Source organism: Micromonospora haikouensis (assembly GCF_900091595.1).
Taxonomy (GTDB): domain Bacteria; phylum Actinomycetota; class Actinomycetes; order Mycobacteriales; family Micromonosporaceae; genus Micromonospora; species Micromonospora haikouensis.
The window spans coordinates 44,004-65,299 of record NZ_FMCW01000010.1 but is presented as its reverse complement, the minus strand read 5'-3'; the positions used below and the strand labels follow the sequence as shown (position 1 = coordinate 65,299).

Genomic DNA, 21,296 nt, shown 5'->3' with positions numbered 1-21,296 from the left:
GCGGCTACTTCTCGCTGACCGGCTGCTCGGGAAGCCGGGTCGGGGAGGCCACGTACTTGCCGACCCGGGTCACCAGCATGGCCATCTCGTAGGCGATGAGGCCGACGTCGGCGTCCTCGGAGGCCAGCACCGCGAGGCACGCGTTGCGGCCGGCGGCGGTGACGAACAGGAACGACGACTGCATCTCGATGATGGTCTGCTGCACCTGGCCGCCGCCGAACCGCTTCCCCGCGCCCCGGGCCAGGCTCTGGATGCCGGCCGCCATCGCAGCGAGGTGCTCCCCGTCGTCCCGGCTCAGGCCCTGCGACGAGGCCATCAGCAGGCCGTCTGTGGAGAGCGCGACCGCGTGCTCGGCCTGCTTCACCCGGCCGACCAGATCATCCAGCAACCACGTCAGATCGGCACTCGAAGCCGTCTTCTGCCCCACTCGTCGTCCTCTTCTCCCCCGGCTGGTGTCGCCGTTTGTCGTCTGGGACCTGCCGTCCCGCCACGGGCGCGGGTCGTCCGCGCCGCCCTCACGTCGCCTCGTGCTCGTTCTCAGGTCGCCTCGTGCCCGTCGGCGTCGTCGCCGGAACCGCCGGTGGGTTCCGCGCCGCCGGCACCACCGAGCAGGCGGGCCGCGTCGGTGCGGCCCCGTCGGGTGCCGCGCTGGTAGGAGCTCATCATCTTGAGGACCTGCTCCGGCACGCGGACCGTGTCCTCCTCCTCGTCGGGCTGCGCGGCCGGGTCCTCGCGCAACTCCGGCACGATGTTGGCCTGTCGCACGCGCACGGGCAGCCCGGTGCCGGTCCGCTGCACCGGCACGGGCGCCGGGGCGGGGGTGTCGGGCGCGGTCTCGCCGTCGGTGGTGGTCCCGTCGGGCCGCTCGGCCGGCTCCGGGCGCTCCACCGTGGAGCCCGGTGCCGCACCGCCGCCGGCCGGCCGGGGCGTGGTGATCGGGAGCCCGGTCGGCACGGTCGGCGCGTCCAGCGCCGACTGCCCGGCGGGACGCCGTGGGCGTACCGGAAGCTCGGTCTCCCCGCCCGGGGCGGCCGGTGCCGGGCCGGCGGTGCGGGGCCGGGCGCGGGTGGGCAGGCCCGGCGTGCCGTCGTCCTCGACGGACGGCCCGGCGGCCGGGGCCGTCGGGGCCTCCGCCAGGGCCACCGGTGCGACCGGGCGGGCCGCCGGCCGGTCGCCCGACGGGCCCGGCCGGGCCGCCACGACCGGCGCGGACGGGTCGGTCCTGCCGGTGCGCCCGGGTCCGCCGGCCCCACCGGAGTCGGTCACCAGCTCCGCCGGAATCAGCACGACCGCGGTGGTGCCCCCGTACGCCGACTCCTTCAACTGCACCCGCACGCCGTGCCGGTCGGTGAGGCGGCTGACCACGTAGAGGCCGAGCCGGGCGGCGTTGGCCAGGTTGAGTTCGGAGCGGTCCACGATCCGGTGGTTCGCGGCGGCGAGGTCCTCCTCGCTCATGCCGAGGCCCCGGTCCTCGATCTCGATGACGAAGCCGTTGGCCACGGCCTGGCCGCGCACCTCCACGGTGGTGTGCGGCGGCGAGAACGACAGCCCGTTCTCGATCAGCTCGGCCAGCAGGTGGATGATGTCGCCGACCGCCCGGCCCGCCAGCGAGACGTTGCCCAGCGGCAGCACATTGACCCGGGTGTAGTCCTCCACCTCGGCGACCGCGCCGCGGACCACGTCGACCATCGGGACGTTGCGCCGCCAGGCCCGGCCCGGCGTGGAGCCGGAGAGCACGATCAGGTTCTCGGCGTTGCGCCGCATCCGGGTGGCGAGGTGGTCGACCCGGAACAGGTCCTCCAGTTCCTCGGCGTCCTGCTCCCGGCGCTCCATCGCGTCGAGCAGGGTGAGCTGGCGGTGCACCAGCGCCTGGGTGCGCCGGGCCAGGCTGAGGAAGACCTCGCGGACGTTGCGGCGCAGCTCCGCCTGCTCGACGGCGGTGCGCAGCGCGGTCTCCTGGACCGCGTTGAACGCCTTGCCCACCTGGCCGACCTCGTCGTCGCCGAACTCCAGCGGTGGGGCCTCCCGGGCCACGTCCACGTCCTCGCCGTGACCGAGCCGCTCCACCACGCTGGGCAGCCGGTCGTTGGCCAGGGTGAACGCCGCGTCGCGCAGCCGCTCCAGCTGCCGCAGCAGCACCCGGGCGGTGGTGATCGACACGATGATCGACGCGACGACGGCGAGCAGGCCCAGGCCCGTGGCGAGCACCAGGCGGATGATCACCGTGACGGCGACCGGGGTGGCCCGCTCCACCACGTCGTCGCCGCCGGCGATCACGACCTCGCTCCACTGGGCCAACGCGGGTGCCACCGCCGCGTCCCAGTCGGCGGCCTCGAAGCCCAGCCGGGGGTCGGCGCCCCGGCCCTCCAGGACGCCGTCCTCCAGGTCGCGCAGGTTCTCGAACGCCTCGCCGCCGACCATCGCGTCGTAGCGTTCCCGGTCGGCGGCGGGCAGCCGGCTCACCGCCAGGTCGGCCGCGAACCGCTGCGCGCCGATGAGCTGGGCGAGCTGGGACCGTTCCGCCGCGGTCATCCGTCCCGCCGAGAGCGCGCCGGTGAGCATGGCGTCCTCCTGGGACAGCAGCTCACGGGCGCGGTTGAGCTCGATCAGGGCGGTGGTGTCCTCGCCCACCTGCTGGTCGTCGAGGAGGCCGAGGGCCGAGTAGACGTCGAAGATGGACCGCACGACCTGCCCGTACGCGGCGAGGGTCGACGACCGGTCGACGCTGCGGGCGTCCACCCCGGAGCGGGTCTCGCCCAGCCGGGACAGCTGCCCGTAGACCGCGTCGAGGCGCTGCTTCAGCGTGTCGCTGGCGGCGACGGTGGCCCGCCAGCTGCTGGACGACTCGCGGAACGTCGACGCCAGCTCGTCGGTGCGCCGCCGTTCCGCGCCGAGCGCCTCCCGCCGCGTCTCGTCCGGCCGCCCCAGATAGGCCAGCGACAGCTTCCGTTCCCGCTGGAGCTGGAGCACCAGCGCCTCGCTCGGCTCGGACACCGACTCGTTGAGCGCCTGCACCCCGAGCAGGTTGGCGCCGTCCCGCAGGGTCACCCACGCCGCGAAGACCCAGAGCGCGACGAGCGACGCCAGCAGAGCGACGATTTTCGTACGGAGATTCGTACTGCGGGAACGCATCACACCGTCCTGGCCGGCTGTTCGGGGGGCTGCCGGAGCGCGTGTGGCCGGTACACCGTCGACCACGCGCGCACGCTAGCAGTGTCGGTTTGTTCACTCAAGCGGCACTGATCAAGGGGGTCCTGCCGTACCCGGGCCCGGTGAAGGCGTCACCAGAGGCCCCGGCGCGGACGAGATGACGGGCCGCGGCGACGGCGGCGCGGACGATCACGACGGGGCGGTAGAGGTCCTTGTCGTGCCAGAGCGCGGGCGCGCCGTCGCGTCCCTCCATCGTGGCCAGGTAGCGCCGGGCCCGCCCCAGCGCCGCCTCGACGGCGGCCGGCGCGGCGGACCGGGCGGCGCGCAGGACCTGCACCGCGTACGCGGTCTCCTCGACCGTGCCGCCCCACCGCCCCCAGGAGCCGTCGGCGCGCTGCCCGGCGAGCACCCAGTCGGCGGCCCGGGTCACCGCGCCCACGGCGGCCGGGCCCCGGCCGTGACCGGCCAGGGCGAGCACCGCGCAGCTCGTGGCGTAGTAGGGCGAAGCGTGCCAGCGGTCGGTCCACGCCCCGTCGGACGACTGCCGGTCGGCAAGCCAGCGGGTGAGCCGCCGCGTCACGGCGGTGAGCCGGGCGTCGGCCGGCGCGCGGTGGGCCAGGTGCCAGCCGAACGCGTCGAGCACGTGGGCGTTGGTGGTGACCGACGCGCCGTCCTCCCCCGGCCAGGTGCAGAAGTGCTCGCCGGTGTCGTACCCCCAGAGGCTGGCCGGGTCGACGGGGCGGCCGAGGCGGGCCAGCGCGTAGAGGGTCACCGCCGTGGTGTCGGCGTCTGCGGGCAGGCCGGGCGCGGTGGCGGTGCCGGCGGGGCCGACGGTGGCCGCGAGCCCGGCGAGCAGCCGGGGCGGCACGGGCAGCGTCATGCCCGCCCGGCTCAGGGTGCTCAGCGACCAGGCCCGTTCGAAGACGGTGATCCCGGTCGCGCACGGCACCGGGCCGCCCTGCTGGCGGGCCACGTCTTCCAGGTAGGACACCGCGGCGGCGGCGCCGGGCCCCGGCCCGGGCCCACCGAGCCAGGCGGCCGTCGCCGCCGGGGACGCGCCCACGGTGCCGGGCCCGACCGGGGTCACCCCGGCGGCCCGGCGGGCCGCCGGGCCGGCCACCTCCAGGGCGTGCAGCAGCTTCTCCGGCAGCGGGCCGCCCGAGGCGACCAGCGCGCGGACCCGGTCGAGCCGGGCGTGGTCCAGCCCGGACGGCAGGGGCAGCGGGCCGGCGTCGCGCCAGGCGGCGAGGCCGGGCGGCGGGTCGGCGCGCACCGCGTCGAGGTGCGCGGCGACCGAGCCGACCAGCGCCGGGACGGTCAGGTCGGTGGCCGGCAGGTCGGGCGCGGAGAACGGGGCCGGGCCGGCGAGCCACCGGTGCAGGGCCCGCAGCCCGCCGTCGACGGCCCGGCCCAGCCGCTCGGCGGCGCGGGCGCCCGCGAGCACGTCGGCGTCCCGGCGGCGCAGCGCGGTCAGCAGTGCCTCGGTGGCGCTCAGCGTCGGCACCAGCGCGTACCCCTGCGGGCCGCCCCACGCGCCGTCGGGACGCTGGCCGGCGAGCAGGTACGCGACCCGCTCGGCGTGGTGCGTCAGCCACGGCGCGAGGCTGACCAGGCGCGCCGTCTCGTACACCGACGCGGAGGACTGCCCGCCCGGGGTGAGGGTCATCGCGGCGACCAGCTCGCGGGCGTCCGCGGCGGACTCCGGATCCCGGGCCGGCCGGTCGGCGCGGCCGCAGGCGGCGGCCCGCTGCCGGGCGAGCGTCACCACTGCCCCCGGAAGATCGTCACCGCTGCCCCCAGAAGTCGGCGGAGCGGTAGAAGCCGCTGCTGAATCCGATCTGCCGGGCCAGGTACGCCGCCTGGAGCGGGCAGCCGCCCGACAGCGGGGCCAGCAGCTCGGTGCACCGCTCGACCAGCTCGACGATGCGCTGGTCGACCTCGGCGCGGTCGTCGACCAGCAGCAGCGCGTTCAGGTCGCCCCATTCGAGGTCCCGCTCGTAGGTGGCGAGGTCGTTGACGAGCCGCAGCACCCGCTGCACCTCGTCGCTGACGGTCACCAGCCGGTCCAGCCGCCGGTGGGTCTCCGCGTCGCCCGTCCAGATCCAGTGCGCGACGTTGACCACGGTGCAGGCGAGGTTGTCGGCGTTGGCGAGGTATTCGGTGAAGCCGGGCAGCGGCGCGCCGTCGCGCTCCCGCGCGGTCTTCCACTCCCACTCCCGGGCCATCGCCGTCACGGTGCGGCGCACCGCCGCCCGCCAGGCACCGCCCAGCTCGGCGAAGGCCGGCACCGCCGCGAGGTCGTCGCGCAGCTCGGCGAGCAGGCGGCCGAGCGGGTCGTCGGCGTCGGGGCTGGCCCCCTCGACGACCGCGAGGGCGCCGGCCACCACCCGGTCGACGTCCGCCCGGGACTTCGCCAGGTAGTCGATCCGCCAGTCGAGGGCGAAGCCCCAGAGCACCATCCGGTTGGTCAGCCGCAGCTGCTCGGCGGTGCACCAGGGTGCGCCGAAGGCGATGGCCAGGGCGATGTTGCTGAACAGCGCGGCGTCGAAGGCCCGGCCGGCGAACAGGTCCGGGTAGCGGGCCGCCTGCCGTTGCAGGTCGCGCTGCCCCTGCGCGGCGAGCGCGCAGATGCGGCCCTGCTCGGCGGCGGCGGAGAGCTGGTCGGGCAGCACCGTGGACGGTGGCGTGACGACGTTCACGCGACGGCCCCGGTGCGGGCGGGGCGCACGTCCAGCTCCACGCGGTCCCGCGTGCGCAGGGCGGCGGCGAGCTGCACGGCGGGCAGCCGGGGGCTGCGCACCCGCAGCCGGTAGCGGGCCAACAGGTTCGCCACGATGAGTTGCGCCTCCAGATAGAACAGGTGCATCCCCAGGCACTGGTGCGGGCCGCCGCCGAAGGGGAAGAAGGCGTAGCGGTGCCGGGCCCGGACCCGATCCGGGGTGAACCGCTCCGGGTCGAAGGCGCCGGGGTCGTCCCAGTAGCGGGCCAGCCGATGGGTGACCAGCGGGCTGACCAGCAGCGTCGCCCCGGCCGGCAGGCGTACGCCGCCGAGCGTCGTCGGCCGCAGCACCTGCCGGGGCGCCAGCCAGGCCACCGGGTAGAGCCGGATCAGCTCGTCGAGCACCATCCGGGTGTAGCGCAGCCGCGGCAGGTGCTCGGGGCCGACCGGGTGGCCGCCCGCCACCGAGTCGATCTCCTCCTGCAACCGGGCCGCGACCTCGGGCGCGCGGGCCAGGTGCGGCCAGAGCCAGGTCAGCACGTTGACGGTGGTCTCGGTGGTCACGGCGACCATGGCCACGGTGTCGTTGCGGACCTGCCGCTCGTCCAGCGGTCGGCCGTCGGCGGTGGCACCGCGCCACAGCGTGGCGATGACGTCGTCGCCGTCGCTGCCCCGCGCCGACCGGACGATCGGCACCAGCACGTCGTCGATGCGCCGGGCGGCGTCGCGGAACGCCCGGTCGCCGGGCATCGGCAGCGCCAGCGGGACGAACGGCGCCAGCACCCGGGGGATCACCGAGGTGGCGATCGCGTCCTGCGCCCGGATGAGGCGCAGCGCGTCGGCGACCGAGATCCGGTCGCCGAAGAACGTCTCCATGATCGCCCGGCACACGATCCGGGCCTGCTCGGCGCCGATGTCGACGGGCCGGCCGGCGCGGGCCGGCGCGTCCAGCTCGGCGACCGCGTCGGCGATCGTGGCGGCCATCCGGTGCAGCACCGACTCGACCCGCCGGGCGGTGAACAGCGGCTGGAGGATGCGCCGGCTGTCCGACCACACGGGACCGTCGCCGAGGATGCCGTCGCCGAACAGCCGGCGCAGCGGGCCCCAGAACGCGCCGGCGCCCGACCGGCCGAAGTTGTCGGCCCGGTCGCCCAGCACCTGCTGCACGTGGTCGGGGTCGGTGACCAGGTAGGGCCGGAACGCGCCGACGTTGAGCCGGACCACCTCGCCGTCGGCCCGCTCGCCGAACCCGACGAGAGCGCGGACGGGGTCGCGGAGCAGGCCGGGCGCGACGTGCCGCAGCGGAACGGATCTCGCTCGCCGAGCACGGGTGGGGGTCGGGTGTGGGGTTACCACGTGTGGTGCACTCCCCTGATCAACTGTGCGTCGCGGAACGACCGTGGAAAGTAACGGTCCCGCCCGAGCATGCCATTGAGCAGGTCAACTTCTCCAGGGGAGAGAGGAATAATTTTCGCGGGCGACATTCCCCGCCGCCACAAGGGACCCGCCGCGGGCCTCCTACCTGGGCAGATCCCGCCGATACCGCCACTGCGCCGCGATCGTCCGGTAGCCGAGCGTGGCATTGAGGCCGAGCATCGCGGCGTTGCCGGCGTCGTTCACGGTCACCGAGTGCCGGAACCCGGCCGCCGCCGCCCGCCGCAGGGCGGCCTGCTTGACCAGCCGGGCCAGCCCCCGCCGGCGGTGCGGCCGCCGGGTGCCGGTCATCCCGCACCGGTGGTCGTGGCGGCTGTCGGTCAGCCCCACCGTGAACGCGGCCACCTCGCCGTCCACCATGGCCACCGTGGTCAGCTCCCGGTCCAGGTCCGGGCGGTGCCAGTACGCCGCCAGCCAGTCCGCGTACCCGATCTCGTCCATGCTGACCTCGCCCGGCTCGTCGCGCGAGACGTCCAGATCGGCCTCGTAGAGCAGGCGCGGGTCGGGCAGGTCGGCGGCGGCGAGCAGCCGGACGCCGGGCCCCGGCTCCGGGGGCGGCGGCGCTGCGGCCAGGTCGCACCGCAGCAGCAGGGACCGCCGGCCCCGCCGGTAGCCGTGCCGCTCGGCGAAGGCCAGGTCCGCCGGGGTGTCGTCGACCATCGCGTACGACGTGGTCGCGCCGAGCCCCGCGAGCCGCTGCTCGGCGGCGGCGAGCAGGGCCGCCCCCGCGCCCCGGCCGCGCCGCTCCGGCCGGACCGTCAGGTTGACGAAGCCCAGCCCCGGCTCCGCGCTCTCGTGCAGCAGCCCGGTGCGGGCCACCCCGGCCGGCTCCCCGTCGACCTCGGCCACCAGCGCGCCGAACCGCTCGGGGCCCTGCGCCCGGGCAGCCTGCCAGCGCAGCAGCTCCGGGGTGGCCAGCAGGTGCGGCAGGCCCGACCGCAGCACCTCGCTCACGGCGTCGGCATCGGCATCGGCGAACGGCCGCACGGTCAGCGTCATCGCGTGGCAACGTACCGCAACGTTCCGGGCTCCGCGACCCCGTCCGTCGGCCCGACGCGCGGGAGAAGCGGGCGCGGCCCGACCCGCTGTGCCAGGCTCAGGGGCATGGACGACAAGACCATCCTGAACCGGATCTCCGAACTGGTCGACGAGGAGCACCGGCTCCGCGCGGCCGCGCAGACGAAGGAGTCCGGCACCGCCGACGAGCAGGATCGGCTGCGCGACTTGGAGGAGTCCCTGGACCAGTGCTGGGACCTGCTGCGCCGGCGGCGGGCCGCCCGCCAGGCCCACGGCGACCCCGAGGCCCAGGGCGTACGCCCCGTGCCGGAGGTGGAGCGCTACCTCCAGTGACCGGCGGGGCGGCCGGCGACTGCGGGCCGCCCCGGGCCCGGTGCCCCCGGGCGGCCGACCCGGGTGGGCACCGGGACCGGCCCGATGCCCACCCGGGTCGACTCAGCGGATGCCGGCCTCGCGCAGCAGCAGCGCGGTCAGCGCCGCCGGATCGGTGTCGTCGGCCGGCAGGCCACGCGCGGTGAACCAGGCTCCCACCACCCGCACGTCGCGGGCCATGAACTCGGGGCCCTGCGGGTTGGCCACCACGTCGACCACCTGCGGCAGGTCGATCATGACCAGCCGCCCCGCGTGCACCAGCAGGTTGTACGGCGACAGGTCACCGTGGGCGTAGCCGGCCCGGGCCAGCACCACCAGGGCGTCGACCAGTTGCTCCCACAGCGAGCGCAGCTCGGCCGGCTCGGGCCGGCACTGGGCCAGCCGGGGCGCGGCCAGCCCCTCGTCGGGGTCGCCGACGAACTCCAGCATCAGCTCGGTGCCGAGCAGTTGCACGGGGTACGGCACGGAGATCCGGCCGTGCTCCGCGCCGATCTCCCAGAGCCGGGAGAGGGCGGCGAACTCGGCGGCCGCCCACTGCCCGGCGATCATCTGCCGGCCGAAGGCGGTGCGCCCGGCCATCGCCCGGTTCTCCCGGGACCGGCGCACCCGGCGACCCTCCAGGTAGCCGGCGTCGCGGTGGAACAGCCGGTGCTGGGCGTCGCGGTAGCGCTTGACCGCCAGCAGGCACGACCGGTCGGTGTCCGGCACAGCCCGGCGGACCAGGTGGACGTCCGCCTCCTTGCCGGTCTTGAGCACCCCGAGGTCGGTGTCCCGGGCGGCCAGCTCGGTGACGAGCCAGGCGGGGTGCGGCTCGGGGCCGTGCACGGCCTGATCCCAGGTGGACCAGGCGTCGCCGCCGGGGGCGTCGTCGTCCGGACCCGGGTCCGGGTCGGTCAGGACCGGCTCGGCGGGCCGGCCACGCTTCAGGAACTGGGGTTCGTCGTCGTCGAAGCGGCCCTTGCCGCGGCCACGGCGCCCGCGCGCCGGGAAGTCGTCGTCACGCACTGTGCTGGTGATCCCTTGATCGAGGCTGGTGAAGGCAGGTGGAAGAGCCCTGCGAAGACGGCCATGACCGACCTCCCCTCCTCGACCGGGACGACCCGGCTGCGCCCGACGCGCGGCACCATGCTGACCCACCCACCCCCACCCCGCAACCAATTAACCCCCGCTCCACCCCGCCGGCCCCCGCCCCCACCCCCGCCGGCCCCGGTGATCAAGAGAAAAGCGTCAGAGTTGATCTCTACGGTGACGCAAACCTCTTGATCACCGAAGCGGGCCGGGCGTGAGCCCGGACCGGGGTGGGTGGGGGTGGGGGGGGTGGGGGCGGGGGGGTGGGAGGTCGGGGGGTGGGGGGTGTCAGGCGGCGAGGACGGTGGCTACGGCGGCGATCAGCCCGTCGACGGTGAAGGTGGGGGCGAACCGGGTGTCCGTCCAGACCCGTCCCCGGTGCAGCCAGACGCTGGGCAGGCCCACTGCCGCCGCACCGCCGATGTCGGCCTCCGGGCTGTCCCCCACCACCCACGCGCCGCGCAGCGGCATCCGGACCCGCCGGGCCGCCAGCGCGAAGATCCTCGGGTTGGGCTTGCTGACCCCGGCCTCCTCGGAGATGACCCAGTCGGCCACGTACCGGTCCAGGCCGGTGCGGCGGATCTTCGCGTCCTGCTGGCGGACGCTGCCGTTGCTCACCACCACCGGCACCCAGCCGGCGTCGTCGGCGATCCGCAGGGCGCAGGCCACCAGCGGATCGAGCCGGCTGTTGACCACCACCCCGTCGTGCAGTTCCTCCACCAGGTCCAGGGAGGAGATGAGCAGCCCGTACCGGTCGCGGATCGCGTCCGCCACGTCCCACCGGTCGGTCAGCCCGTCGGCGTCGATCGACACCAGCCAGTCGATGTCGGTGGCCGGCGCGCCGATGCCGTCCAGGAAGCGCTCACCCCAGGCACGGAACGACCCGGCCCGGTCGAGCAGGGTGTTGTCCAGATCCAGCAGGAGCAGCGGCACTCGGGCACCTTAAGGGAGACGGGCCGCCGGCCGACAGGGCCGGCAGGCACGGCGTCACCGGGCGATGGTAACCGGCCACCCGTCGGCCGATCACGCATCGGGTCCCCGCCGGCACCACCCGTGGCCAGCGCCGGGCCACGGCAGAGCCAGCGCCGGGGCCGGCGCCCCACGATCAGGCACGGCCACGTTGCCGGCACGTTACAAGCCGTACGTACGGTTTGCATGACGGCGGGCCACCTGACACGATCGTGCCGTGCCCAGAGTAAGTCAGGACCAGCTCGACGCCCGCCGGCAGGAGATTCTCGCCGCGGCGCGGGCCTGTTTCGCCCGGCACGGCTACGAGGGCGCCACCGTGCGGCGGCTGGAGGAGGCCACCGGCCTGTCCCGGGGCGCGATCTTCCACCACTTCCGGGACAAGGACTCGCTGTTCCTCGCCGTCGCCGAGGACGACGCGGCGGCCATGGTGGAGACGGTCGCCCGCAACGGCCTGGTCCAGGTGATGCGGGACCTGCTGGCCCGCGCCGTCTCCCCGGACACCACCGGCTGGCTGGGCAGCCAACTGGAGGTGTCCCGGCGACTGCGCACCGACCCGGCGTTCGCCCGCCGCTGGGCCGAACGCTCCGCCGCCATCGCCGAGGCCACCCGGGACCGGCTGGCACGGCAGCGGGAGGCCGGGGTGCTCCGCGAGGACGTACCCATCGACGTGCTGGCCCGGTTCCTCGAACTCGCCTACGACGGCCTGGTGCTGCACCTGGCGATGGGCCGCCCGGCCGGCGACCTCGGCCCGGTGCTCGACCTGGTCGAGGAGGCCGTCCGCCGCCGCTGACGACCGCGTGGCGGGCCTGTCCCACAATGGGCCCGCGACCCCCTCGCGCGACAGGAGCAGCAGCATGAGAGTCCTCGCGGCGCCCGGTGACACCTGGGGCATCCCCGGGCCCACCTTCCTCGGTTTCTACCTGTTGGCCGGCCTCGCCGTCGTGATCGGCGCGATCGTTCACCGGCGGCGGGTCCTCGCCGGCCCGTCGTCCGTCGGCGGCGCCCAGCTCGGCCCCCAGCAGGTGGCCTACCTCAACGGCGGCAACCAGCTCGCGATCTGGACCTCGCTGGGCGGGCTGCGCGGCACCGGCGTCGTCGGCGTACGCACCGACCGGCGGCTCGCCGTCGGCGGCTCCCTGCCGGCGGGGGCGACCCCGCTGGACCGGGCGGTCCACCACGCCGCCAACCAGGGCCTGTACGCCCGCGAGCTGGGCCGCGACCGCTGGGTGCAGCAGGCCCTCGACCAGCTGCGCCAGGGCCTCGAGCAGCAGGGCCTCGCGCTGAGCGCGGCCCGACGCCAGTCCGCCCAGCGCGGGTCGTTCCCGGTGTTCCTCCTCGTCCTGCTCGGCGGGTTCCGGATCTTCGCGGGACTGTCCAACGGCCGGCCGGTCGCCTTCCTGGTGCTCGCCGTGATCCCCCTGGCCATCGCCTCCGCGCTGCTGGCCCGGGTGCCGTGGCGGACCAGGGCGGCCGAGCGGGCCCTGCGCGAGCTGCGCCGCACCAACGTGCACCTCGCCCCCGCCTCCGGCCCGGCGTACGCGACCTACGGGGCGGCCGGCGCGGCGATGGGCGTGGCCCTGTTCGGCACCGCCACCCTGTGGGCCATGGACCCGGGCTTCGCCGAGCAGGCCGAGATCCAGCGGCAGGCGCTGTCCGGCACCGGCAGCCCCTCGGTCGGCGGGTGCAGCGGCGGCTCGTCGGACAGCGGCAGTTCCTGCAGCGGCAGCTCGTGCAGCGGGGGCAGCTCCTGCGGTGGCGGCGGCTGCGGCGGGGGCTGCGGCGGATGACCGGCCCGGGTCCCACCGGCGTCGGCATCGGCTGGCGGCCCGAGATCGCCGGGTTCGTGGCCGAGCTGCCGGGGCTGCGGTTCGTCGAGGTGGTGGCCGAGGCGGTCGCCCCGCACGGGCCACCGCCGCCCGGCCTCGCCGCCCTGGTCGAGCGCGGGGTCACCGTCGTACCGCACGGGGTGAAGCTCTCCCTCGGCGGCGCGGAGCCGGTCGACCCGGCCCGGGTGGCCCACCTCGCGCGGGTGGCCGAGTTGGTCGGCGCGCCGCTGGTCAGCGAGCACATCGCGTTCGTGCGGGCCGGCGGCCTGGAGGCGGGGCACCTGCTGCCGCTGCCGCGCAGCCGGGAGGCCGTGGCGGCGGTGGTGGCCAACGTGCGCCGCGCCCAGGCCGACCTGCCGGTGCCGCTGGCGCTGGAGCCGATCGCGGCGCTGTTCGACTGGCCCGACGACGAGCTGGACGAGGCCGACTTCCTCACCGAGATCCTCGACGCGACCGGCGCGACGCTGCTGCTGGACATCGCCAACGTGCACGCCAACGCCCGCAACCGGGGCGCCGACCCGCTCGCCCTGCTGGACCGGCTGCCGCTGGACCGGGTGGCGTACGTGCACGTCGCCGGGGGCGCCGAGCAGGGCGGCTTCTATCACGACACGCACACCGACCCGGTGCCGCCGGTCGTGCTCGACCTGATCGGCGAGCTGTGCGCCCGGCACCGCCCGCCCGCGCTGCTGCTGGAACGCGACGGTCGCTGGCCGCCCGCGCCGGCGCTGCGGGCCGAGCTGGACGCGATCGCCGCGGCGTCCGGATACCCGGCGGTGACGTGAACGCGCCAGGGGACGATGGCGACGTGAGCGCGCCCGGCGGCGGCGACCTGGCCGCCCGGCAGGCGGAGCTGGTGGCGGCGCTGGTCGCGGGCGGGCCGCTGCCGGCCGGGTTCGCCCCGGCGCCCGTCGACGCCGCCCGCCGCGCCCTGCTGCGCAAGCGGGCCGGCGACGTGGCCCGGCACTGGCCGCTGCTGGCCGCCGGCCTCGGCGACGCCTGGCCGGCGACGTTCGCCGGCTGGGCCGACGGCCGGCCCACCAACGGCTCGCTGCGCGACGGCTGGGACCTGGCCCGCGAGCTGCACCGCCGGGGCGAGCTGCCGCGGCTGGGCGCGGAGGAGCTGGCGGTGCGGGAGGCGGCCAGCCGCTACGACGGCGCGACACCGCCGCGACCGCGCCGCCTGCCGGCCCTGGCCCGCGCCGGCGGCGCCGTCGCGGTGCGGCTCGCCGGCCGGGTACGCCTGCTGCGTCCGGCCCGCCGGTAGCCGCCCGGCCCGCGAGTGGCCGCCCCCACCGGCGTACGGCAGGATCGGCGCATGGATCTGGGACTCACCGACCGGGTGTACGTGCTGACTGGGGCCTCCCGGGGGTTGGGCTTCGCCACCGCCGAGTGCCTCGTCGCCGACGGGGCGCGGGTGGTCGTCTCCGCCCGGGCCCCCGAGCAGGTGGCGGAGGCGGTACGGCGGCTCGGCGGCCCCGAGCGGGCGATCGGGCTGGCCGGCGACCTGAGCGACCCGGCCACCCCGCAGCGGCTGGTCGCCGCCGCCCGGGAGCAGTTCGGCCGGCTCGACGGCGCGCTGGTCTCCGTCGGCGGGCCGCCGCCGGGCACCGCGGCGGGTACGACCGACGCGCAGTGGCGCGAGTCCTTCGAGACCGTCTTCCTCGGCACCGTCCGCACCGCCCGCACGGTCGCCGAGGCGCTGACCGACGGCGGCGCGATCGGGCTGGTCCTGTCCACCTCGGCCCGCGCCCCGCTGGCCGGGCTGGGCATCTCCAACGGGCTGCGCCCCGGCCTGGCCGGGGTGGCCAAGGACATGGCCGACGAGTACGGCCCGCGCGGCGTGCGCGTGCTCGGGCTGCTCCCGGGGCGGATCATGACCGACCGCAACCGGCAGCTCCTGGCCGCCTCCGGGGACGCCGAGCGGGCCCGGGCCGAGGCCGAGGCGGGCATCCCGCTGCGCCGCATCGGCGAGCCCGCCGAGTTCGGCCGGGTCGCCGCGTTCGTCCTCTCCCCCGCCGCCGGCTACCTGACCGGGATCACCCTCCCGGTCGACGGCGGCGCGCTGCGCGGCCTGTGATGGCCGCCCCGACGGGTGGTCCCGGCGCGGCGGACCGCCTCGACACACGAGCTGGGCTGACCGGCGGGCCGGCAGGGGTGACCGGCGGGCCGGAGCGTCGCCGGCCGACGCGCGAGGAGCTGGCCGCGGCGGCGGAGCGCACCATCCCGGACGTCATCGGGCCGGGGCTGACCGTGCTCTTCGTCGGCATCAACCCGGGGCTGTGGTCGGCGGCCACCGGGTGGCACTTCGCCCGGCCGGGCAACCGGTTCTGGCCGGCCCTGCACCGGGGCGGCTTCACCCCCCGCCAGCTGCACCCGAGCGAGCAGGACGCGCTGCCCGGGTATGGGCTGGGCATCACCAACATGGTGGCACGGGCCAGCGCCCGGGCCGACGAGCTGACCGCGGACGAACTGGTCGAAGGCGCGCGGATCCTGACGGCGAAGGTGCGCCGGCACCGGCCGGCGTGGGTGGCGGTGGTCGGGGTGACCGCGTACCGGATCGGGTTCGGCCGGCCGAAGGCGGCCTTCGGGCCGCAGCCGGAGCTGCTCGGCGACGCCCGGCTGTGGGTGCTGCCCAACCCGAGCGGGCTCAACGCCCACTTCACCGCCGAGACGCTGGGCGCGGCGTTCGGCGAGCTGCGCGCCGCCACCGCCGCGCCGGCCTGACCGGCGGGTGGGCACGCCGGCCACCGGGGTCAGTTCGCGGCGGCCGGGGGCATCGCCTCGTCGGCGACGTAGGTGGCCATCGGCATGGTGATCACGGTCTCGGGGCCCGTCGCGTCCACGTACGGGGTGGGCGAGTCGGCCACCGCGAACTGGGCGCGGTACAGCTCGGCGTAGAGGCCGCCCACGGCGACCAGCTCCTCGTGCCGGCCCCGCTCGACGATCCGCCCCTCGTCGAGGACGAGGATCTGGTCGGCGTCGCGGACCGTGGAGAGCCGGTGCGCGATGACCAGCGCCGTACGCCCCGTCAGCGCCACCGCCAGGGCCCGCTGCACCGCCGCCTCGCTCTCCGAGTCCAGGTGCGCGGTCGCCTCGTCGAGGATCACGATCGACGGGGCCTTCAGCAGCAGCCGGGCGATCGCGATGCGCTGCTTCTCCCCGCCGGAGAAGCGGTAGCCCCGCTCGCCGACGGTCGTGTCGAGCCCGTCGGGCAGGGACCGCACCAGGTCGGCGACCTGCGCGCCGGCGAGGGCCGCCCAGATCTCGTCGTCGGTGGCGTCCGGCTTGGCGTAGCGCAGGTTCTCGGCGATCGTCTCGTGGAACAGGTGGGAGTCCTGGGTGACCACACCGATCTCGTCGCGCAGGGAGGCGAGCGTGGCGTCGCGCACGTCGACGCCGCCGACGAGCACCTGGCCGTCGGTGACGTCGTAGACCCGGGGGATCAGCATGGACAGGGTGGACTTGCCCGCCCCGGACGGGCCGACCAGGGCGATCATCTGCCCCGGCTCGACGGCGAACGAGACGCCCCGCAGCACCGGCTCGTTGACGGTGCGGTCGAGGGTGGTGACCTCCTCCAGCGAGGCGAGGGACACCTCGGCGGCGGCGGGGTAGCGGAACCGCACGTCGCGGAACTCCACCCGGCCGTTGCCGCGCGGCACGGCGACGGCGTCCGGCTTCTCCGCGATGCCGGGACGCAGGTCGAGCACCTCGAAGACCCGGTCGAAGGAGACCAGCGCGCTCATCACGTCCACCCGGACGTTGGACAGCGCGGTCAGCGGGCCGTACAGCCGGGTGAGCAGCAGGGCGAGGGTGACCACGGTGCCGGCGCTGACGCTGCCGGTGACCGCGAGCCAGCCGCCGAGGCCGTAGGTCAGCGCCTGGGCCAGGGACGCGACCAGCAGCATCGCCACGAAGAACGTCCGCGAGTACATCGCGGACTGGATGCCGATGTCGCGGACCCGCTCGGCCCGGCCGGCGAACCGGCGCGCCTCCACCTCGGGCGCGCCGAACAGCTTGACCAGCAGCGCCCCGGCGACCCCGAACCGCTCGGTCATCGTGGCGTTCATGTTGGCGTTGAGGTTGTACGACTCGCGGGTGATGTCGGCCAGCCGCCGGCCGACCCGGCGGGCCGGGACGATGAAGATCGGCAGCATGACCAGCGACAGCACGGTGATCTGCCAGGAGAGGGTGAGCATCACCCCGGCGGTGAGCACGAGCTGGATGACGTTGCTGACCACCCCGGACAGGGTGGAGGTGAACGCCCGCTGGGCGCCCATCACGTCGTTGTTGAGCCGGCTGACCAGCGCGCCCGTCTGGGTGCGGGTGAAGAACTGCAACGGCATCCGCTGCACGTGGTCGTAGACCCGGGTGCGCAGGTCGAGGATGATGCCCTCGCCGATGCGCGCCGAATACCACCGCTGGACCAGCGAGAACAGCGCGTCGGCGACGGCGAGGACGGCGATGACCAGGGCGAGGCGGACCACGGTCGACCCGGCCTCCGCGCCGCCCCGGCTGATCGCGTTGATCACGTCGCCGGCGAGCACGGGGGTGGCCACGCCGATCACCGCGGCGATCACCACCGTGACCAGGAAGACGACGATGTCGCGGCGGTAGGGCCGGGCGAACTCGACGATCCGCCGGGCGGTGCCGCGGCTGAGCCGGTGGGCGGAGACCTCGTCCTGGTTGCGCATCGACCGGATCATGCTCCAGCCGGCCATGCCACCGTCGGACATCACGCGTCACCTCCGGGTCGTGGTCGGCTCGTGCCGTCAGGTCGATTGTCCCGACGGCTACGACAACCTTGGCCGTAAGCCGGTTCTTCCCGGAAAGTCCTTACCGTTCTTCCCACCGGGTGGTGGGCCGGCCCGCTGGCCGACGGTCCGGCTGTCCCCCCTGCCGAGGGTCCGGTTGGTGCGCTCTGCTGAGGGGCCGGCTATTCGCCCCGGCCGGCGAGGTCACGGAGCCGGCGGGTCTGCGCCTCGCGCTCGGCCCGCTGCTGCTCGGCGTGGGACCGGCCGGCGGCACCGGCGAGCAGCGCCTTGATCTCCACCACCGCGTCCCGGGGGTGGGCGAGCAGCCCCGCGGTCAGGTCGCGCACCGTGGCGTCCAGCTCGGCGTTGGGCACCACCAGGGTGGCCAGGCCCAGCCGGTCGGCCTCGGCGGCGTCCATCCGCCGGCCGGTGGCGCAGATCTCCAGGGCGCGGGCATAGCCGACCAGCTCGACGAGGCGCTTCGTGCCGGCCAGGTCGGGAACCAGGCCGAGGGTCACCTCGGCCATGGAGAGCTTGGCGTCGGTCGCCAGCACCCGCAGGTCGCAGGCGAGCGCGAGCTGGAAGCCGGCGCCGATGGCGTGGCCCTGCACGGCGGCCACCGACACCACGTCGGGCCGGTGCAGCCAGGTGAAGCCGGCCTGGAAGTCGGCGATCCGGTCGGCGCACTCCTGCTCGGGCAGGGTCGCCAGCTCGGCGAACGAGCCGGGGCCGGACGCGCCGGCCACCGACAGGTCGAGGCCGGCGGAGAAGGCCCGCCCCTCGCCGCGCACCACGACGACGCGCACGTCGCCGGGCAGGTCACGGGAGAAGTCGCTCATCGCGCGCCACATCGCCGGGGTCTGCGCGTTGAGCACGTCGGGCCGGCACAACGTCACCGTCGCCACCGGCCCGTCGCAGTCGAGTCGTACCCCGACCGCGCCAGGGGTCACCGGGCGGCCCGGGGGACGGCGCTGATGGACGACGTCGGTGGGCGGGTCACGCCTTCTTGCGGCGCCGCGCGCCGCCGCGCTGACGCAGCTGCACGCCGGACTCGGTGAGCACCCGGTGGATGAACCCGTAGGAACGGCCGGTGGAGGCCGCGAGCGCCCGGATGCTCTCTCCGCCGGTGTACCGCTTTACGAGGTCCTTGGCGAGCGTCTGACGCTCGGCTCCGACGATCCGGCGACCCTTCTCAGTGCTGGTGGCTGTGCCAGTGGCTGCCATGCTGATTCCTCACGTCCCAGACTGTGCGGTTCGGATACGGTCCCACCTATTAGACCGCCTCGAACGATCATGCGCCAGATATCAACTATTCGCCAACCGACACGCTATGCATTGTCAGCTACCCGATAGGGTGACGTCGGCCGGTCGCCGTACCCCGTTCGGGCGGGCCGGGGCGGCGGGCGCGGCGGCCGTACCCTGCCTGGCGTGACCGACCTGATCGCGACCGCCGCCGGCGCGGCGCTGGTGTTCGCCGCCACCAACATCGACGACGTCGTGGTGCTGACCGTGCTGTTCGTGGCCGCCCGGAGCACCGGCCGACCCCGCCCCGGGCACATCGTCGCCGGGCAGTACCTGGGCATCGGCGCCCTGGTCGCCGCCGCCGCGGTCGCCGCCGCCGGGCTGCTCGTGGTGCCCGATCCGTGGACCGGGCTGCTCGGCCTGCTCCCGATCGCGCTCGGCGTGCGCGCCCTGCTGGCCCGCTCGGACGACGACGGGCCGCCCGCCGTGGTGGGCGGGCTGCTCGGTGTGGCCGGGGTGACCGTCGCCAACGGCGCCGACAACATCGCCGTCTACGTGCCGGTGTTCCGCTCCCTCGCCCCGGCCGACGCCCTGGTCTGGCTGGTGGTGTTCGCGGCGCTGGTCGGCCTCTGGTGCGCCGTCGCCGCCGGCCTCGGCGGCCACCCGGCCGTGGTCCGGTGGGTCGGCCGGGTCGGCCACTGGCTGGTCCCCGTCGTCTTCGTCGCGATCGGCGCGCTGATCCTGGTCACCTCCGGGGTCCTCACCCGGCTGGGCGGCATCCTCGGCTGAGCGCGCCGAGGGCACGCACGGTGCAGAGAGTGACGGCCCACCGCAAAAGGCGCGGAAATTCCCATTTCGCCCGCAGCTCCGGCGGCCCCCTCCCGGAGCGGTCGCCGTCCGGGGGCTGCGGTCCGCGCTCCCGGGGCGGTCGCCGGGACCCGCCGGCCGGTCAGGCCAGCTCGACCAGTTCGAGCAGGTCGTCGCTCCAGGCGTCCTCGTCGCCGTCGGGGAGCAGGATCGCCCGGTCCGGCTTGAGCGCCAGCACCGCGCCCGGGTCGTGGGTGACCAGGACGATCGCCCCCGGATAACGGGCGATCGCGTCCAGCACCTGCTCCCGGCTGACGGGGTCGAGGTTGTTGGTCGGCTCGTCGAGCAGCAGCACGTTGGCGCCGGAGCAGACGAGGGTGGACAGGGCCAGCCGGGTCTTCTCCCCACCCGAGAGCACGCCGGCCGGCTTGTCGACGTCCTCGCCGGAGAAGAGGAACGCGCCGAGGATCTTCCGCAGCTCGGTGTCGGTCTGCTCGATCGCGGCGGCCCGCATGTTCTCCAGCACCGTCCGCTCCACGTCCAGGGTCTCGTGCTCCTGGGCGTAGTAGCCCAGCCGCAGCCCGTGCCCGGCGTGCACCTCGCCGGTGTCCGGCTCCAGCAGGCCGCCGAGCATCCGCAGCAGGGTGGTCTTGCCCGCGCCGTTGAGGCCGAGGATGGCCACCCGCGACCCGCGGTCCACCGCCACGTTGACGTCGGTGAAGATCTCCAGCGACCCGTACGACTTGGACAGGCCGGTCGCCGTGAGCGGCGTCTTGCCGCACGGCGCCGGGTTCGGGAAGCGGACCTTGGCCACCTTGTCGGAGACCCGGACCTCCTCCAGCCCGGAGATCAGCTTCTCGGCCCGGCGGGCCATGTTCTGCGCGGCGACGGTCTTGGTGGCCTTGGCCCGCATCTTGTCGGCCTGGGCCATCAGCGCGCCGGCCTTCTTCTCGGCGTTGGCCCGCTCCCGGCGGCGGCGGCGCTCGTCGGTCTCCCGCGCCTCCAGGTACGCCTTCCAGCCCAGGTTGTAGACGTCGACCACCGAGCGGGTCGCGTCGAGGAACCAGACCTTGTTGACCACCGACTCCAGCAGCGAACCGTCGTGGGAGATCACGATCAGCCCGCCCTTGTGGTTGGCGAGGAACCCGCGCAGCCAGGTGATCGAGTCGGCGTCGAGGTGGTTGGTGGGCTCGTCGAGCAGCAGGATGCCGCCGCCGTTCTCGCCGGCGTCGCGGAACAGGATCCGGGCCAGCTCGACGCGGCGACGCTGGCCGCCGGAGAGGGTGCCGATGGTCTGGGCGAGGGCCCGGTCGGGCAGGCCGAGGTTGGCGCAGATGCGGGCGGCCTCGGCCTCGGCCGCGTACCCGCCGAGGGCGGCGAACTGGTCCTCCAGCGCGCCGTAGCGGCGGACCAGCCGGTCGTCGGCGTTCTCGGCGAGCTGGGCCTCGACCTCCTGCATCTGGGCCATCAGCACGTCCAGCCCCCGGGCGGAGAGCACCCGGTCGCGGCCGGTGACCTCCAGGTCGCCCGTGCGCGGGTCCTGCGGGAGGTAGCCGATGGCGCTGCGCCGGTCGATCTGCCCGGCGTAGGGCTGCCCCTCCCCCGCGAGGACCTTCAGCGTGGTGGTCTTGCCGGCGCCGTTGCGGCCGACCAGGCCGATGCGGTCGCCCGGCTGCACCCGCAGCGTGGTGTCGGACAGCAGGATCCGGGCGCCGGCGCGCAACTCCAGGCCGGTGGCAGTGATCATGTCGGGGACTCGCTCTCGGGGTCTGGAAGGGCTGACTCAGGGCACGCGAAAGCGCCGGCGGGTCGATGTTCCCGTCGGCGCGGGGCGGTTCAGCCTTCGCAGCGCAGCACGGGGCAAGTGTACCGGGCCGCCCGATGCGCGCCGCCCGGATTACCGATCAAGATCATCGGGTACGGAGGCGTCGTCCGGACCCG

19 protein-coding genes and 1 pseudogene are annotated in these 21,296 nt (G+C 75.4%); 8 read left to right on the top strand and 12 right to left on the bottom strand.

Annotation, left to right across the window (positions count from 1 at the left end):
• Window positions 1-4 precede the first annotated feature (4 nt).
• The 6 genes and pseudogenes from GA0070558_RS12020 to GA0070558_RS11995 form a co-directional block, all read right to left on the bottom strand.
• Window positions 5-427: a roadblock/LC7 domain-containing protein gene (locus tag GA0070558_RS12020; protein WP_091278549.1), complete on the bottom strand. Its 423-nt coding sequence runs from the start codon at window positions 425-427 to the stop codon at window positions 5-7.
• A gap of 110 nt (window positions 428-537) precedes the next feature.
• Window positions 538-3,132, bottom strand: a complete 2,595-nt coding sequence (locus GA0070558_RS12015) for a sensor histidine kinase (RefSeq protein ID WP_091278546.1) — start codon at window positions 3,130-3,132, stop codon at window positions 538-540.
• Between the two features lie 97 nt (window positions 3,133-3,229).
• Window positions 3,230-4,938, bottom strand: a pseudogene (locus tag GA0070558_RS34960) (prenyltransferase/squalene oxidase repeat-containing protein).
• On the bottom strand, window positions 4,935-5,849 hold the full coding sequence (locus GA0070558_RS12005; protein ID WP_228986981.1) for a terpene synthase family protein: 915 nt from the start codon (window positions 5,847-5,849) through the stop codon (window positions 4,935-4,937). The pseudogene GA0070558_RS34960 and the gene GA0070558_RS12005 overlap by 4 nt, the downstream one beginning before the upstream one ends.
• Window positions 5,846-7,225 carry a cytochrome P450 gene (locus GA0070558_RS12000; protein ID WP_091278543.1) on the bottom strand — a complete coding sequence of 460 codons (1,380 nt, stop codon included), beginning with the start codon at window positions 7,223-7,225 and terminating at the stop codon, window positions 5,846-5,848. The genes GA0070558_RS12005 and GA0070558_RS12000 overlap by 4 nt, the downstream gene beginning before the upstream one ends.
• Window positions 7,226-7,387: 162 nt before the next feature.
• Window positions 7,388-8,302 (bottom strand): GNAT family N-acetyltransferase, encoded by a 915-nt coding sequence (locus GA0070558_RS11995; protein ID WP_091278540.1) that lies wholly within the window; start codon window positions 8,300-8,302, stop codon window positions 7,388-7,390.
• A 105-nt stretch (window positions 8,303-8,407) separates the two neighbouring features.
• Here GA0070558_RS11995 and GA0070558_RS11990 point away from each other — a divergent pair, with 105 nt between their 5' ends.
• Window positions 8,408-8,653, top strand: coding sequence for a DUF2630 family protein (locus GA0070558_RS11990; protein WP_077939191.1), 246 nt, complete (start codon window positions 8,408-8,410; stop codon window positions 8,651-8,653).
• Between the two features lie 102 nt (window positions 8,654-8,755).
• Here GA0070558_RS11990 and GA0070558_RS11985 read toward each other — a convergent pair whose 3' ends face one another.
• The gene (locus tag GA0070558_RS11985; protein ID WP_091278537.1) at window positions 8,756-9,697 is read right to left on the bottom strand and encodes a serine protein kinase RIO; all 942 of its coding nucleotides are present in this window, start codon (window positions 9,695-9,697) and stop codon (window positions 8,756-8,758) included.
• 351 nt (window positions 9,698-10,048) lie between these two features.
• On the bottom strand, window positions 10,049-10,693 hold the full coding sequence (locus tag GA0070558_RS11980) for an HAD family hydrolase (RefSeq protein ID WP_043967562.1): 645 nt from the start codon (window positions 10,691-10,693) through the stop codon (window positions 10,049-10,051).
• A gap of 253 nt (window positions 10,694-10,946) precedes the next feature.
• Between GA0070558_RS11980 and GA0070558_RS11975 the strand changes: the two genes are divergently transcribed.
• From GA0070558_RS11975 to mug, 6 genes are all read left to right on the top strand, one after another.
• Window positions 10,947-11,519: a TetR/AcrR family transcriptional regulator gene (locus GA0070558_RS11975; RefSeq protein ID WP_043967560.1), complete on the top strand. Its 573-nt coding sequence runs from the start codon at window positions 10,947-10,949 to the stop codon at window positions 11,517-11,519.
• A 64-nt stretch (window positions 11,520-11,583) separates the two neighbouring features.
• Window positions 11,584-12,516: a TIGR04222 domain-containing membrane protein gene (locus GA0070558_RS11970; RefSeq protein ID WP_091278534.1), complete on the top strand. Its 933-nt coding sequence runs from the start codon at window positions 11,584-11,586 to the stop codon at window positions 12,514-12,516.
• Window positions 12,513-13,337, top strand: a complete 825-nt coding sequence (locus GA0070558_RS11965; RefSeq protein WP_091278877.1) for an MbnB/TglH/ChrH family RiPP precursor modification enzyme — start codon at window positions 12,513-12,515, stop codon at window positions 13,335-13,337. The genes GA0070558_RS11970 and GA0070558_RS11965 overlap by 4 nt, the downstream gene beginning before the upstream one ends.
• 23 nt (window positions 13,338-13,360) lie before the next feature.
• The gene (locus GA0070558_RS11960; RefSeq protein WP_091278531.1) at window positions 13,361-13,819 is read left to right on the top strand and encodes an SCO6045 C-terminal-like domain-containing protein; all 459 of its coding nucleotides are present in this window, start codon (window positions 13,361-13,363) and stop codon (window positions 13,817-13,819) included.
• Window positions 13,820-13,870: 51 nt separating this feature from the next.
• A complete protein-coding gene (locus GA0070558_RS11955; protein ID WP_091278528.1) occupies window positions 13,871-14,632 on the top strand; it encodes an SDR family oxidoreductase in 762 nt (253 codons plus the stop codon).
• Window positions 14,632-15,279 (top strand): G/U mismatch-specific DNA glycosylase, encoded by a 648-nt coding sequence (mug, locus tag GA0070558_RS11950; RefSeq protein WP_256091887.1) that lies wholly within the window; start codon window positions 14,632-14,634, stop codon window positions 15,277-15,279. The genes GA0070558_RS11955 and mug overlap by 1 nt, the downstream gene beginning before the upstream one ends.
• Window positions 15,280-15,308: 29 nt before the next feature.
• On the opposite strand, the gene GA0070558_RS11945 is transcribed toward mug, so the two are convergent.
• The 3 genes from GA0070558_RS11945 to GA0070558_RS11935 form a co-directional block, all read right to left on the bottom strand.
• Window positions 15,309-17,288, bottom strand: coding sequence for an ABC transporter ATP-binding protein (locus GA0070558_RS11945; protein WP_091278522.1), 1,980 nt, complete (start codon window positions 17,286-17,288; stop codon window positions 15,309-15,311).
• A 200-nt stretch (window positions 17,289-17,488) separates the two neighbouring features.
• Entirely contained in the window at window positions 17,489-18,256 is a 768-nt protein-coding gene (locus GA0070558_RS11940; RefSeq protein ID WP_043967551.1) for an enoyl-CoA hydratase/isomerase family protein, read from the bottom strand.
• 46 nt (window positions 18,257-18,302) lie between these two features.
• Window positions 18,303-18,530, bottom strand: coding sequence for a helix-turn-helix domain-containing protein (locus GA0070558_RS11935; protein ID WP_007072022.1), 228 nt, complete (start codon window positions 18,528-18,530; stop codon window positions 18,303-18,305).
• A 204-nt stretch (window positions 18,531-18,734) separates the two neighbouring features.
• Between GA0070558_RS11935 and GA0070558_RS11930 the strand changes: the two genes are divergently transcribed.
• Window positions 18,735-19,337, top strand: coding sequence for a cadmium resistance transporter (locus tag GA0070558_RS11930; RefSeq protein ID WP_256091886.1), 603 nt, complete (start codon window positions 18,735-18,737; stop codon window positions 19,335-19,337).
• A gap of 160 nt (window positions 19,338-19,497) precedes the next feature.
• Here the strand turns inward: GA0070558_RS11930 and GA0070558_RS11925 are convergent, their stop codons facing one another.
• Window positions 19,498-21,102: an ABC-F family ATP-binding cassette domain-containing protein gene (locus GA0070558_RS11925; protein ID WP_091278516.1), complete on the bottom strand. Its 1,605-nt coding sequence runs from the start codon at window positions 21,100-21,102 to the stop codon at window positions 19,498-19,500.
• Between the last annotated feature and the right edge of the window lie 194 nt (window positions 21,103-21,296).